The 13,976-nt window shown below is 36.5% G+C and carries 12 protein-coding genes; all 12 read left to right on the forward strand.

What is annotated here, in order from left to right:
- The first annotated feature begins 56 nt into the window (after positions 1 to 56).
- The 12 genes from ACKXGF_RS07570 to ACKXGF_RS07625 all read left to right on the forward strand — a co-directional run bounded on the left by ACKXGF_RS07570 (position 57) and on the right by ACKXGF_RS07625 (position 13,893).
- Entirely contained in the window at positions 57 to 323 is a 267-nt protein-coding gene (locus tag ACKXGF_RS07570; RefSeq protein WP_411953204.1) for a hypothetical protein, read from the forward strand.
- 127 nt (positions 324 to 450) lie between these two features.
- A complete protein-coding gene (locus tag ACKXGF_RS07575) occupies positions 451 to 1,296 on the forward strand; it encodes a DNA adenine methylase (protein ID WP_411953205.1) in 846 nt (281 codons plus the stop codon).
- Positions 1,274 to 2,557 (forward strand): type II restriction enzyme, encoded by a 1,284-nt coding sequence (locus ACKXGF_RS07580; RefSeq protein WP_411953206.1) that lies wholly within the window; start codon positions 1,274 to 1,276, stop codon positions 2,555 to 2,557. Before ACKXGF_RS07575 ends, ACKXGF_RS07580 begins: the two co-directional genes overlap by 23 nt.
- Positions 2,558 to 2,647: 90 nt before the next feature.
- On the forward strand, positions 2,648 to 4,219 hold the full coding sequence (gene miaB / locus ACKXGF_RS07585) for a tRNA (N6-isopentenyl adenosine(37)-C2)-methylthiotransferase MiaB (RefSeq protein WP_411953207.1): 1,572 nt from the start codon (positions 2,648 to 2,650) through the stop codon (positions 4,217 to 4,219).
- The gene (locus tag ACKXGF_RS07590; RefSeq protein ID WP_167260183.1) at positions 4,220 to 4,630 is read left to right on the forward strand and encodes a RicAFT regulatory complex protein RicA family protein; all 411 of its coding nucleotides are present in this window, start codon (positions 4,220 to 4,222) and stop codon (positions 4,628 to 4,630) included. It begins immediately after the preceding gene.
- 188 nt (positions 4,631 to 4,818) lie between these two features.
- The gene (cotE, locus tag ACKXGF_RS07595; RefSeq protein WP_411953208.1) at positions 4,819 to 5,349 is read left to right on the forward strand and encodes an outer spore coat protein CotE; all 531 of its coding nucleotides are present in this window, start codon (positions 4,819 to 4,821) and stop codon (positions 5,347 to 5,349) included.
- A gap of 100 nt (positions 5,350 to 5,449) precedes the next feature.
- The gene (mutS, locus tag ACKXGF_RS07600) at positions 5,450 to 7,999 is read left to right on the forward strand and encodes a DNA mismatch repair protein MutS (protein WP_411953209.1); all 2,550 of its coding nucleotides are present in this window, start codon (positions 5,450 to 5,452) and stop codon (positions 7,997 to 7,999) included.
- A 23-nt stretch (positions 8,000 to 8,022) separates the two neighbouring features.
- Positions 8,023 to 9,867, forward strand: a complete 1,845-nt coding sequence (mutL, locus tag ACKXGF_RS07605) for a DNA mismatch repair endonuclease MutL (protein WP_411953210.1) — start codon at positions 8,023 to 8,025, stop codon at positions 9,865 to 9,867.
- Positions 9,868 to 9,884: 17 nt separating this feature from the next.
- The gene (gene miaA, locus ACKXGF_RS07610; RefSeq protein ID WP_411953211.1) at positions 9,885 to 10,838 is read left to right on the forward strand and encodes a tRNA (adenosine(37)-N6)-dimethylallyltransferase MiaA; all 954 of its coding nucleotides are present in this window, start codon (positions 9,885 to 9,887) and stop codon (positions 10,836 to 10,838) included.
- Positions 10,839 to 10,862: 24 nt separating this feature from the next.
- On the forward strand, positions 10,863 to 11,084 hold the full coding sequence (hfq, locus tag ACKXGF_RS07615) for an RNA chaperone Hfq (RefSeq protein WP_167260193.1): 222 nt from the start codon (positions 10,863 to 10,865) through the stop codon (positions 11,082 to 11,084).
- A 331-nt stretch (positions 11,085 to 11,415) separates the two neighbouring features.
- Positions 11,416 to 12,651, forward strand: a complete 1,236-nt coding sequence (gene hflX, locus ACKXGF_RS07620; protein ID WP_411953212.1) for a GTPase HflX — start codon at positions 11,416 to 11,418, stop codon at positions 12,649 to 12,651.
- A gap of 6 nt (positions 12,652 to 12,657) precedes the next feature.
- Positions 12,658 to 13,893 carry an aminotransferase class I/II-fold pyridoxal phosphate-dependent enzyme gene (locus tag ACKXGF_RS07625; protein ID WP_411953213.1) on the forward strand — a complete coding sequence of 412 codons (1,236 nt, stop codon included), beginning with the start codon at positions 12,658 to 12,660 and terminating at the stop codon, positions 13,891 to 13,893.
- The last annotated feature ends 83 nt before the right edge of the window (positions 13,894 to 13,976 follow it).

Consider the following 13,976-nt stretch of genomic DNA (forward strand, 5'->3'; position numbering starts at 1 on the left):
TATTTTTTAAAGCCTTGCTATACTCCAGTATCTTAATCAGAAATGGAGATGGCAATATGAATATAAAACAGGGGGATGTATTAGTTATCCGTGGAGACTATACTACGGAAAAGGTAATTGTTATACAAAATAATAAAGGTAATTGTCACAGTCCGACAACAATTGTATATTCAGTTATAGATGGAGATATATTCGTAAGAACAATTGATAAGAAGAGGATTATAAAAAGAATAGGACACGCTAGTGATTATAGCAAACAAGAAATACTACATAATTTAAAATTAAATTTACTAACGCCTAGTGAAAAATTAATGCTTACCTAATATGGTAAGCTTTTTTTATATTTTCACTTTCCTTTATATTATTGCGCTAAATTGACTTTACTAGTACCATCCTAGGGTAGTATAATAAATCTTGTTAGCTGGTGCTAACAACGAGGAGAGATTCAATATGGATAATTTGCAACCATTCTTGAAATGGGCTGGTGGTAAAAGACAACTACTACCCGAAATAAGAAAATACATTCCAGAAAATTATAATAATTACTATGAGCCTTTTGTTGGGGCTGGTGCGGTACTTTTTGATTTAGAACCTAGCGTAGCAACCATTAACGACATTAATGAAGATTTAGTTAAAGTCTATAATGTTATTAAATATAATATTGACGGATTACTAGAAGACTTAAAGAAACATAAAAATCAAGCTGATTACTTCTATGAAATAAGAAGTCTTGATAGAACAGATGAGATTGAAAATTTATCAGAAGTGGAACGTGCTTCTAGAATTATTTATCTGAACAAAACGTGCTATAACGGTTTGTTTAGAGTTAATTCAAAAGGTGAATTCAATGTCCCTTTTGGAAGATATAAAAACCCAGGTATTGTAAATGAAGAAGTTTTAAGAACAGTCCATAAATATTTAAATGAAAATAATATTACTGTACTAAGTACTGATTTCACAAAAGCAGTTGAGACCGCATCAGAAGGGGATTTCGTGTATTTTGACCCACCATACCACCCAATATCACCATCTAGCTCATTCACTGGGTATAGTTTAGGTGGATTTAGTGAAGCGGACCAAAAGAGATTAAGAGACACCTATTTAGAACTACACCATAGAGGTTGCTATGTAATGTTAAGTAACAGTAATAGCGAGTTCATTAAAGAAATTTATGACCATCCAGATTTAACTATTAAAGAAGTACAAGCTAGTCGTAATATCAATTCAGACAGCAATGGTCGTGGAAAAATAAGTGAGGTGCTAATTTTAAATTATGGCAAAGAAAACGAAGAATGATAGAGCTTGGGAAGCTATTTTTGAAGAACATAACATTCTATATTATATAGAAGAACAAGGATTTTATGAGATATTAGCCAGTGATATTAAAAAGCACAGAGAGCCAAGGTTAATGTGTAAATTTGACCACGAAAACAATTTACCAGATATATTTATTAATAATAATTTGAGTATTTTGCCAATATCGAGAAGTGCCTATGTTATTGGCAACTTCTCTTTGTTTGCTAAGGTTGATTATGAAAATATAGAACCCAAAGAGTTAAATATTCCACATCATATTGAAACATTAAATGCCACGGATTTATATAGTGAAAGTTCAGCTTTACATTTTGCATATAATAGTGGAATGATTGATGACTTTTTAGGTGAGGAGACTAAACAAACAGTTAGTGGTCGAATGGGGTCTGGTAAATTCACCTATAATGTGTCCAGTAAAGAAGGACACGTAAAGTTCATTGAAGTTGAAGGAGCCCAAGTCGAGATTGATGGTGGGTATGAAGGGCAAAATAAGTTTGCGCTAGTTGAAGCTAAAAAAGAAAAAGCAAGTGATTTTAATGTGAGACAATTATTTTACCCTTATCGTGTTTGGAAAAACAGAGTTAATAAAGATATAATCCCAATATTCTTCACACATAGCAATGATAAGTTCTCATTTTTTATGTATGAGTTTAAAGAAGAAAACACATTTAATTCATTTGAACTGGTTAAACAGAAAGATTACATAGTACCACACGAAAAGATAACACAGGAAGATGTTGATTCCATTGTAAATAATGCAACGACTTTTGTTGATGAACCAGAAATACCATTCCCGCAAGCAGATACGTTTATTCGTGTCATAGACCTTTTAGGTAATTTATATAATGGAGATATTAGTAAAGAAGAAATAACGACATTATATGACTTTGATAAACGCCAGAGTGATTATTATGGTAATAGCTGTGTTTATCTAGGGTTAGCTTACACATACCGAATTGATAATGAGGTGATGATTTCATTAAATGATGAAGGTAAAAGGGTTATGGAATTACCATTTAGACAAAAATATTTAACATTTGTAGAAAAGATTTTAAATCATCAAGTTTTTAAAGAGGTATATGATGAATACGTTAAAAATAATAAACAGATAGATAACCACTTTATTGTGGAAAGAATGCGTCAAAATAACCTTTATAATATAAATAGTGAAACAACTTATTACAGAAGAGCATCTACCATTAGAGGATGGATTAAATGGATTTATAATTTACCTAATAAGTAAGAGTAGTTGAATGCTACTCTTTTTATTGTTTTAAGGGTTTAAACGGTTTATAATTGTTAGTTGAAGATTTATAAAGAAAGGAGAATGTAAATGAATGAAGAGCAAAGGAAAGAACAGCAACAAATTAACCAAGTTGATTCTGCGGACGTAAAATCCGACCAGGATAATCTAAATCGTTTAAAAGATAAAACATCTGATGATTTTGTAAAATATTTTGAAGCAACATATGAACCGCCAGATATGAGAAAAGCTCAGAAGAGAAAAAAGAAAGAAGTGGAATATGAATACGATTTTGACATTCCAGAAAATATACAAGGTATTGGGAACGGAAAAAAGTATGTGATAAGGACTTATGGGTGTCAGATGAACGAACATGATACAGAAGTGATGTCTGGTATCTTAGAAGAGATGGGTTATGAAGCTACAACTGATCAAAAAGAAGCCGACATGATTTTACTTAATACTTGTGCAATTCGTGAAAATGCGGAAAACAAAGTGTTTGGTGAACTTGGCCACTTAAAATCATTGAAGGTCGAAAACCCTGACTTAATTGTGGGTGTTTGTGGTTGTATGTCACAGGAAGAGTCAGTTGTTAATCGCATTTTAGCAAAACACCATCATGTTGATTTAATTTTTGGTACACATAATATCCATCGTTTACCTCAGTTGGTGCAAAACGCTTATCTAAGTAAAGAGCGTGTTGTTGAAGTTTGGTCTAAAGAAGGTGACGTGATTGAAAATCTTCCTAAACGTCGTAAAGGTCAAATTAAAGCATGGGTTAATATCATGTATGGTTGCGATAAATTCTGTACTTACTGCATTGTTCCATATACGCGTGGTAAAGAACGTAGTCGCCGTCCAGAAGACATTATCCAAGAAGTACGCCATTTAGCTGCGCAAGGTTATAAAGAAGTAACATTTCTTGGTCAGAACGTTAATGCTTATGGTAAAGACTTAGATATAGATTTCGGTTTAGGCGATTTAATGGATGAAGTTCGTAAAATCGATATCCCACGGGTTCGATTCACGACATCACACCCGCGTGATTTTGACGATCGTTTAATTGAAGTGTTAGGCAAAGGCGGTAACTTAATGCCGCATATTCATCTGCCTGTTCAATCAGGTAATTCTGATGTGTTAAAACTTATGGGACGTAAATATACACGCGAGCAATATTTAGAACTCGTTGGTAAAATAAAAGAAGCTATTCCGCATGCGACGTTCTCAACAGATATCATCGTTGGTTTCCCAAATGAAACGGAAGAGCAGTTCGAAGATACCATGACATTATATGATGAAGTTGGTTTTGAACATGCTTATACTTTCATCTTCTCACCACGTGATGGTACACCAGCTGATAAGTTTAAAGATGAGGTTACCGAAGATGAGAAGAAACAACGTCTTTATCGTTTGAATGATAAAGTAAATGCTTATGCGAAAGAAGCAATGAAGAAATATGAAGGTCAGACAGTTAACGTCCTTGTTGAAGGTGAAAGTAAAAACAACCCTGACGTTTTAGCTGGTTATACGGAGCATAGTAAGTTAGTGAACTTCACAGCTCCTAAGTCATCAATTGGTGATATTGTTGAAGTTGAAATTACTCAAGCTAAAACGTGGTCATTAGACGGCGTTATGGTTGAAGAAGCTGTAGAGGTGAATTAAATGGCACAATATACAAGAGAAGAAGTCGTTCAAGAAGCGAAAGATTTAGCTGTAAAGTTATCACAAATAGAAGAGATTGAACGCTTTAAGCAACTTGAAGTAAAATTGAATCAAAACAATAAAGTCCAAGCTTATATTAAAAAGATTAAAGCCTTACAAAAACAAGCGGTTAACTTACAGCATTATGAAAAGTCTGAAGCTCAAAAACGAGTGGAAGAAGAACTGGATCGTCTTCAAGAAGAACTTGATGAAATTCCTGTTGTCCAGGAATTTAAAGAAACACAAGTTGTTGTGAATGATATTCTACAACGCGTATCCAAAACGATCGCCGAAGAAGTCACGAACGAAATTATTCGTGCAACAGGCGGTAATGTTTTAAAAGGTGAAACAGGAAAAGAACTAAAATATTAAACACAATCCCTCCGAAAAACAAAAGAGTTTTCGGAGGGATTTTAATTTTAGCTAATAATTATTAACACTCAACTAGGCAACTGCATATGAATGACACTATAACGTTTCTAATCGTCACAAGATGATTCACATCAAACGCCCAATTAACATAAGAATATAGTGGCGAAATGAAAAAGGAGGAACGTGATATGTCAGGTCGAGACTATCGAGAGATTATTACGAAAGCAGTTTGTGGAAAGGGGAAAAAGTATACAGAGGATCATCACCATGTTTCACCCAACTACAAACCATCTAGTATATTAGGGTGTTGGGTAATTAATCATCAGTATGAAGCGAAAAAACGTGGTCATGTCGTTGATATCACAGGTACTTATGACATTAATATTTGGTACTCTTATTCCGATAATACCAAAACAGAAGTTATCACCGAGCGCAAACAGTACAGTGATCAAGTTCCAATTTCCATGAAAGACCAAAAAAGTTTAACCAATCAATTTGATGTTGTGGCACGCGCAACGCAACAACCTAATACACTTGAATGCGAAATTGATGAGAAGCAAAAGAAAATACGCGTTGATTTAGAACGTGAGTTTGTTGTGGATCTGATTGGTGAAACTAAAGTTTGGGCTAAAATTGAACCTAATGGCTTTGATGAAGATGAAGTTGATATTAGTGGGTTGGACTCAGAATTAGCAGATATCGAAATTGACCGCGAATAAGCTTAAACCATACAGTTGTTTTCCCAACTGTATGGTTTTTAATTTTAGTTATTATTTGTGCTATAATGTCGGATAGAGCATGACAATTGGAGGAACCAACATGGCAAGATATACGCCGATGATTGAGCAATATATGAAAGTTAAAGATGAAAATAAAGATGCCTTTTTATTTTTTCGTTTAGGTGACTTTTATGAGTTATTTTTTGATGATGCTTTAAAAGCTGCAAAGGAACTTGAAATCACCTTAACACAACGAGATGGAGGCGATGAAAAAATCCCAATGTGCGGGGTTCCTTTTCACTCTGCAGAAAGTTATATTAAAACACTGATTGATAAGGGTTATAAAGTTGCAATATGTGAGCAAGTAGAAGACCCACAAACAGCGAAGGGCGTTGTTAAGCGAGAAGTCGTACAAATCGTAACGCCAGGTACTGTTATGGAAGGGAATATGTTAGATGAATCAGAAAATAATTACATAACATCGATTGATCAACATTCTGATGGATATGTCATAGCATATGCTGATTTAACAACTGGCGAAACATTTATCAGTAAAATGCAAGCTACATTAAAAGATATTCTTAGTGAACTTTATAATCGGCCTGTTAAGGAAATTGTGCTCTCAACGAGTTTCCCAGAAGAAGAACAATCATCCTTAAACGCTTATTTAAATGTCACGCTATCATACCAAGATGAAACATCTATTCCAGATGATTTCGATTACCTAATTGAAGGATTAGAGAGCAAAGAGCTGATTAATGGATTTGGCCGCTTATTCCAGTACATTCATCATTCTCAAAAACGCTTCCTAAGCCATCTTCAAGCTGTAGAATATGTTCCAGTTGAACAGTATATGAAACTAGATCTTTATTCTAAGCGCAATTTAGAACTCATGGAGTCCATTCGAGATAAGAGCCAAAAAGGAACACTTCTATCTGTATTAGACCGAACTTCTACAGCGATGGGAGCGCGACGATTAAAGAAATGGATTGATCGCCCTCTATTATCGAAAGAAACAATCGAAAAAAGACATGCTCAAGTGGAGTCACTTATGACCATGTTTTTTGAAAGAGAAGCATTACGCGATCAACTTAAACATGTCTATGATCTTGAACGGTTAGCTGGACGAGTTTCATATGGGAATGTCAATGCACGTGATTTACTTCAACTTAAAAAATCATTAGCAAAAGTGCCGGATATAAAAGCGACGCTTAATCAATTTGATGATGAATTAATTACTGATTTGTTAAGCGATATTTCACCATATGATGCGATGTATCAGCTATTAGACTCTAGCATACATGAGGAACCACCCATTCTTATTACAGAAGGTGGCATCATAAAGGATGGCTATCACGGTCAATTAGATGAATATCGAGAGGCATCCCGTAATGGTCGACAATGGGTGGCAGAATTAGAAGCTGCAGAACGTGAACGTACAGGCGTTAAGTCACTCAAAGTAGGTTATAACAAAGTGTTCGGCTATTACATTGAAGTAACGAAAGCCAACTTACATGCTATTGATGATGAACGATACGAGCGAAAGCAAACACTTGCTAATGCTGAGCGCTTTATTACGCCAGAATTAAAAGAAAAAGAGAAACTAATATTAGAAGCGAAGGACAAGAGTGTCGCTTTGGAATACGATCTCTTTGTTGAGATTCGTGAGGAAATGAAACAGTATATTCCGTTATTACAACGTCTTGCTGAACAAATTAGTGAAATTGATGTATTAGTGAGTTTTGCATTTGTCAGCGAAGAGAATAATTACTTAAAGCCTGTCATGAATGATACGCAGGTCTTAGCAGTTCAAGGTGCTCGTCACCCTGTTGTTGAACATGTGATGCAAGAAGAGTTCGTGCCTAATGATTTCTTTATGGAAGAAGATACGGATATTTTGCTTATTACAGGACCTAATATGGCGGGTAAAAGTACGTATATGCGACAACTTGGTTTATTAGCCATAATGGCGCAAATTGGTTGCTTTGTACCTGCAAGCCGGGCGGACTTACCGATTTTTGATCAAATTTTCACGCGTATTGGTGCGGCGGATGACCTTGTGTCTGGTCAAAGTACGTTTATGGTCGAGATGTTAGAAGCTCAAAATGCTGTTTCGAATGCGTCTGAAAATAGTTTGATATTATTTGATGAAATTGGTCGTGGGACAAGCACATACGACGGTATGGCTTTAGCTCAATCCATTGTTGAGTATTTACATGATCATGTTGGCGCTAAGACGTTATTTGCTACGCATTATCATGAGCTTACAACACTCGAGGAGCATTTAACGCATTTACAAAATGTTCACGTCGAAGTTGATGAACAAGATGGGGAAGTTGTATTCTTACATCACATTAAACCTGGTAAGGCCGATAAAAGTTACGGTGTGCACGTAGCTAAATTAGCGGATCTTCCTAATGAAATTATTGACCGAGCTAATTATCTGTTACAGACATTCGAAAGTACTCAATCGATTAAAGATGATTTAGTACAAGAGCAGCAATTAACACTATTTGAAGAAACAGCGAGTGAATCAACACATCAGGAGTTAGAAGTCTATAAAGATATTCAAAACCTGAACTTGATGGAAATGACGCCAATGGAAGCCATGAATACACTTCATGCTCTCCAGAAGCGTTTAAAGGAATAATAGCGAGAGGAGGGACGGTATAAATGAACTCAATCATCGAACTACCGAGCACCCTTTCTAATAAAATAGCAGCGGGTGAAGTCGTCGAACGTCCCGCTTCGGTCATTAAAGAATTATTAGAGAATAGTATAGATGCAGGAAGTACGTGGATTAAAATAGAACTTGAAGAAGCTGGTCTTCGTTCGATTAAAGTTATTGATAATGGGCGTGGTATGACACAAACCGATGCACCCAAAGCATTTGGTCGTCATGCTACGAGTAAAATCGCTCATGAAAAAGATTTGTTTCGCGTTGAAACCTTAGGATTCCGCGGTGAAGCATTGGCTAGTATCGCAGCCGTTAGTCAATTGACATTAAGAACGTCCACAGGTGAAGAAACAGGAACAGAGCTTGTGGTTCATGGGGGAAAAGTAGAAGAACATCAAAAACATACGAAACGACAGGGTACTGAAATCATCGTTGAACATTTGTTTTACAACACACCCGCTCGGTTAAAATATTTAAAAACCGTCCATACTGAACTTGGGCATTTAACAGATGTCATTAACCGTATGGCGTTATCGCACCCAGATATTCGATTTGAATGTGAGCATAATGGAAAAAAACTATTTTTCACACCTGGGAATGGCCAATTATTACAAACGATTCAACAAATCTATGGTTCAAATATCGCGAAAAATATGCTCAAAGTGGAAAATCATTCTCTAGACTATAATTTAACCGGTTATATTGGAAAACCTGAAATCACCCGTGCTAATCGCCATTACATTTCGTTAATTGTTAATGGTCGCTATATTAAAAATCCTAAAATTAATAAGGCTATACTAGACGGTTACCATACATTCTTACCAATCGGTCGCTATCCTGTGGTGGTCTTACAAATTGAAATGGATCCTTATTTAGTTGATGTAAACGTTCATCCAGCTAAAACGGAAGTTCGTTTCAGTAAGGAAAATGCTTTATTTGAACTGGTTAAAGATACAATTTATGACGTCTTACATGAACAAAAGTTGATACCTGAAGGGAAACAACGAAAGCAAGAACCATCTGAACAGACAACATTAGACTTCACTCAAACGAACAGGAATGAAACGAAGGAACAAGAGGAAACGGTTGGTCAAGGTTTCCAAACTAATAACCATCACATTGCTGAATCTTTATCTTCATTTCAATCGGAAAGAAACGATCAAGTCAATCAGACCGTTTCAACAACTGAGACACAACCGCCATCAGAACAAGAGGAACCAGAAGTGTCATCAATTGATTCGACTGAAACAGAAAGTGAACGGATTCCATTTTTAAGTCCGATTGGGCAATTACACGGTACTTATATTCTTGCTCAAAATGAACAAGGGTTATATCTAATGGATCAACATGCTGCTCAAGAACGAATTAAATATGAGTATTTCAAAAAGAAATTAGGTAAACCTGATCATGAACTACAGACTTTATCTGTTCCATTAACGTTCGATTTCACAGCACAAGAAGCAATCACGATAGAAGAAAATCGTTCACAGCTGGAATCAATTGGCTTATACTTGGAACCATTCGGAGATCAGAGTTATCTCGTAAGAGCTTATCCAACTTGGTTTCCTGAAGGAGCTGAAGAATTAACCATTCGCGATATGGTCGATGACTTAGCACAAGAAAAAGGCATAAGCATTGAGAAAATTCGAGAAGAGGCAGCGATTTTAATGTCTTGTAAACGCTCGATTAAAGCTAATCATTACTTGAGCCATCAAGAAATGAACTATTTGATTGATGAATTACGGTCGTGCCAAGACCCTTATACTTGCCCACATGGTCGACCAATCATTGTACACTTTAGTGATTATGAAATTCAGCGGATGTTCAAACGAATTATGTAATAGAAATGAGGGGCAGTATGAAACCGATTGTTGTCAGTGTTATCGGTCCAACAGCTGTTGGTAAAAGTAAATTAGGTATAGAAATTAGTAAGCGATTTGATGGAGAAGTCATTAACGGCGATTCCATGCAGTTTTATCGGGGTTTTAATATAGGGACGGCTAAAGTAACGACGGAAGAAGCGGATGACGTTGATCATCACTTAATTGATTTTTTACCAGAAGATAGTCAATATTCCGCTGCTCATTTTCAATCGGATTTGAAGTCATTAGTAGATGGAATCACTTCAAGAGATCGATTGCCTGTTGTCGTTGGTGGTACAGGTTTTTATATTCATTCTGCGCTTTATGATTTTAATTTTTCAGAGGTTGACCGTAACCAAGATTATGTAGACTCGATGATGCAAGGAATTGAACAGAATGGAATTGAACCTTATTTTGAGAAATTAAAGCAGGTTGATCCTGAACAAGCAAACAGGATCCACCCTCATAATATTAGAAGAGTCGTTCGTGCATTAGAAGTTTATGAGCGGACTGGGAAAACGATGTCTCAGCTTGAGCAAGTACAGTCTAATGTATCCCCTTACCAACCTTATATCATTGGATTAGATATGCCACGGGAACAGCTCTATGATCGTATAAATCGTCGTGTGGATGACATGATTGAAGAAGGACTATACGATGAAGTATATGCGTTATACCAGGCGTATGGGTCAACTATTCAAGCGATGCAAGGCATTGGTTACAAAGAATGGCTTCCCTATTTTAGAAATGAAATGACGTATGATGACGTCATTAGTCAAATTAAGCAAAACACCAGACGGTTTGCGAAGCGTCAGCTAACCTATTATCGCAATAAACTCCCTGACGTTCATTGGTACACCATTGATCCAGATCGTTACGAAAAAACTTTTGAGACAATTTTTTCAGATTTAGCAGGATTTTTAAAGCACAAGCAGAATAATAATAATTAAGAGATAGATAGAGGAGGAAGAATTATGGCGAATTCAGCGAACATTCAAGATGCTTTTCTAAACAAATTACGTAAGGAAAAAGTTCAGTTAACGGTATTTTTAACGAATGGTTTCCAACTAAGAGGGATCATTCAATCATTCGACAATTTCACCGTGTTAATTGAAACAGAAGGGCGCCAACAGTTAATTTTTAAACATGCCATTTCAACGTTTGCACCGGTTAAAAATATTGATTTGGACTCATAATATTAATGTTAATCATTAAGCCTATCACAAAATAAGTGGTAGGCTTATTTCATGTTGTTTGACGGCAACCAGCTTTTCGTTAACAATAAACTTATACGAAGATGGCTTTGTTAAAGGTTAGTGTTGATTTTCAAATGACGTAGCACTGAGTTGTTGAATTGTGAGAAGCGAAGGTGGCGACTCCTGCGGAAATAGCACGAGTCTCGAGACCCCGTAGGAAGTGCTTTTCTTCCGAGGAGGCTCGAGCCGTGCCCGCGGAAAGCGTCCGCCGAAAGCGGATCACAATCAACAACGGATTTTAATAAACCCACGAAGATAAAGGAGTCCATTTATGAAAGAGCAAGCCATTATAGTCGGGTGTCACACACCTGATACACCTGAGCACTTATTCGAATCATCTATAGAAGAATTAGAAGCCTTAGCTTATACTGTTGATGTTGATGTGAATGAAATCTTTATTCAAAAACGGGATAAAGTTCATTCAGCCTTATATATTGGAACTGGGAAAGTAGAAGAAATCAAACAATACATTGATCATTATGAAATTGATGTCGTTATTATCAATCAGGAGTTAACGCCATCACAGTCTAGAAATTTAGAAGATAAATGGGAAATTAAAATTCTCGACCGCACTCAATTGATTTTAGATATATTCGCGATGCGAGCACGAACGAAAGAAGGTAAACTACAAGTCGAATTAGCTCAACTTCAATATCTATTACCGCGTTTACACGGCCAAGGTACATCGCTTTCTCGACTTGGTGGTGGAATTGGAACGCGAGGACCTGGTGAAACCAAATTAGAAACAGACCAGCGTCATATCCGTAGACGAATTACAGAAATCAAGCGTGCTCTAGAACAAGTGGCTAAGCAACGCGATCAGTATCGTCAGCGTCGCAAGAAAAATTCAGCTTTCCAAATGGCTATTGTCGGTTATACGAATGCAGGTAAATCAACCATTTTCAACCGATTAAGTGAAACAGGCTCGTTGGAAGAAGATAAACTGTTCGCAACATTAGACCCTTTAACACGCCAAATCACTTTACCAAGTGGTTTTGAACTCTTAATATCTGATACCGTTGGGTTTATTCAAGATTTGCCTACGACATTAATTGCAGCATTTCGTTCCACGCTTGAAGAAGTTGTAGAAGCAGATTTTATTTTGCACGTCGTTGATGCTTCAAATGAGGAATCAGTTGAACAGGAAAAGACTGTTTTTAATATTCTTGATGAATTGGGTGCTGGGGATATACCGATGTTAACGGTTTATAACAAAGCGGATTTAGTCTCAGATGAAGTCATCCCTTATTCGACACCAAGCGTTAAAATGTCTGCGCTAGAACCATCTGATTATGATGATTTAAAACAAGGAATTGAACAAGCACTACTTAACAACTGGACACATTATCGTGCCTCTCTTTCAAGTAGTGAAGGGAAACTACTGAATCAATTAAAACGAGAAACAATCGTCAAATACGAACACTTCAATGAAGAACAAGAACAATTTGAAATAGAGGGATATGTTCCAGAAGGTTCCCCAATCCATACAATATTAACAAAAAGGTGAGGACATATGAACGAACAAGATTGGCAAACTATACATGAAGTTGAAACGAAGTTAGAAGCTCGATTTAAACAAATAGGACAATCTGTGACGCACAATCAGGCCAAAGTGCTTCAAGCCTTTCAGGAGCAGCACATTGCTGATATTCATTTCAATCCAACAACAGGGTATGGGTATGATGATTTGGGGCGCGAGAAACTTGAAGCACTTTATGCCTCAGTATTTCAAACAGAGGATGCTTTAGTACGTCCTCAAATTGTATCGGGCACACATGCTATTTCGACCTCGTTATTTGGCGTATTACGTCCAGGCGATGAATTATTAAGTATTACAGGATCTCCTTATGACACATTACAAGGTGTTATTGGTACATCAGGTGAAGCGGATGGTTCTTTAACGGACTTCGGCATTCATTATAAAGAAGTGGAACTGACTGAAAATGGGGGCGTAGACTTTGAATCGATTAGTCAATCTCTGAATGAACGGACTAAAATGGTTATGATTCAACGCTCAAAGGGATACGCAGACCGGCCCTCGTTTATGATTGAAGATATCAAAAATATGATTGAGTTTGTGAAATCAATTAACCCGAATGTCATTGTCTTTGTCGATAATTGCTACGGAGAATTTGTTGAAACTGCAGAACCAACCGAAGTAGGCGCAGATCTAATAGCAGGCTCATTGATTAAAAACCCTGGAGCGGGCATTGTGCGAACTGGAGGATACATAGCTGGACGACAACATTTAATTGAAAAGTGCGCAAATCGTTTAACAGCACCTGGATTAGGTAAGGAAACAGGCGCATCATTAAATAGTTTGCAAGAAATGTTCCAAGGACTATTTTTAGCTCCCCATACAGTGGGTGAAGCACTAAAAGGTTCTTACTTTACCGCAACATTATTATGTAAACTTGGATTCATAACAAATCCTAATCAAGATGAACCACGTACTGATTTAATTCAATCCATTACCTTTCAATCTAAAGATGATATGGTTGAATTTGCTCAAATTATTCAACAGCAATCGCCGGTTAATGCTTATGTAACTCCACAACCAAGTGCTATGCCTGGATATGATCATGAAGTCATTATGGCAGCAGGTACGTTTATTCAAGGAGCTAGTTTAGAATTGACAGCTGATGGACCGATCCGTGCGCCTTATACGTTGTATGTTCAAGGTGGTTTAACATATGAACATGTTAAACTAGCTATTATTTCAGCTTTAAAACAACTTAACTATTTGTAAGGAGTACGAATTTCGTACTTCTTCTTTTTTTATGTTAACTTTCTTAACATCTGTTGACATATCTTATAACTTTACATATAATA

Source organism: Alkalibacillus sp. S2W (assembly GCF_046764385.1).
In the GTDB taxonomy this organism is placed as follows: Bacteria; Bacillota; Bacilli; order Bacillales; family Alkalibacillaceae; genus Alkalibacillus; species Alkalibacillus almallahensis.

Coding starts and splice junctions, on each gene's coding strand:
- miaA (WP_411953211.1), top strand. CDS start 9,885: ATGAAACCGATTGTTGTCAGTGTTATCGGTCCAACAGCTGTTGGTAAA.
- hflX (WP_411953212.1), top strand. CDS start 11,416: ATGAAAGAGCAAGCCATTATAGTCGGGTGTCACACACCTGATACACCT.
- ACKXGF_RS07570 (WP_411953204.1), top strand. CDS start 57: ATGAATATAAAACAGGGGGATGTATTAGTTATCCGTGGAGACTATACT.
- ACKXGF_RS07575 (WP_411953205.1), top strand. CDS start 451: ATGGATAATTTGCAACCATTCTTGAAATGGGCTGGTGGTAAAAGACAA.
- mutL (WP_411953210.1), top strand. CDS start 8,023: ATGAACTCAATCATCGAACTACCGAGCACCCTTTCTAATAAAATAGCA.
- ACKXGF_RS07590 (WP_167260183.1), top strand. CDS start 4,220: ATGGCACAATATACAAGAGAAGAAGTCGTTCAAGAAGCGAAAGATTTA.
- mutS (WP_411953209.1), top strand. CDS start 5,450: ATGGCAAGATATACGCCGATGATTGAGCAATATATGAAAGTTAAAGAT.
- miaB (WP_411953207.1), top strand. CDS start 2,648: ATGAATGAAGAGCAAAGGAAAGAACAGCAACAAATTAACCAAGTTGAT.
- ACKXGF_RS07580 (WP_411953206.1), top strand. CDS start 1,274: ATGGCAAAGAAAACGAAGAATGATAGAGCTTGGGAAGCTATTTTTGAA.
- hfq (WP_167260193.1), top strand. CDS start 10,863: ATGGCGAATTCAGCGAACATTCAAGATGCTTTTCTAAACAAATTACGT.
- cotE (WP_411953208.1), top strand. CDS start 4,819: ATGTCAGGTCGAGACTATCGAGAGATTATTACGAAAGCAGTTTGTGGA.
- ACKXGF_RS07625 (WP_411953213.1), top strand. CDS start 12,658: ATGAACGAACAAGATTGGCAAACTATACATGAAGTTGAAACGAAGTTA.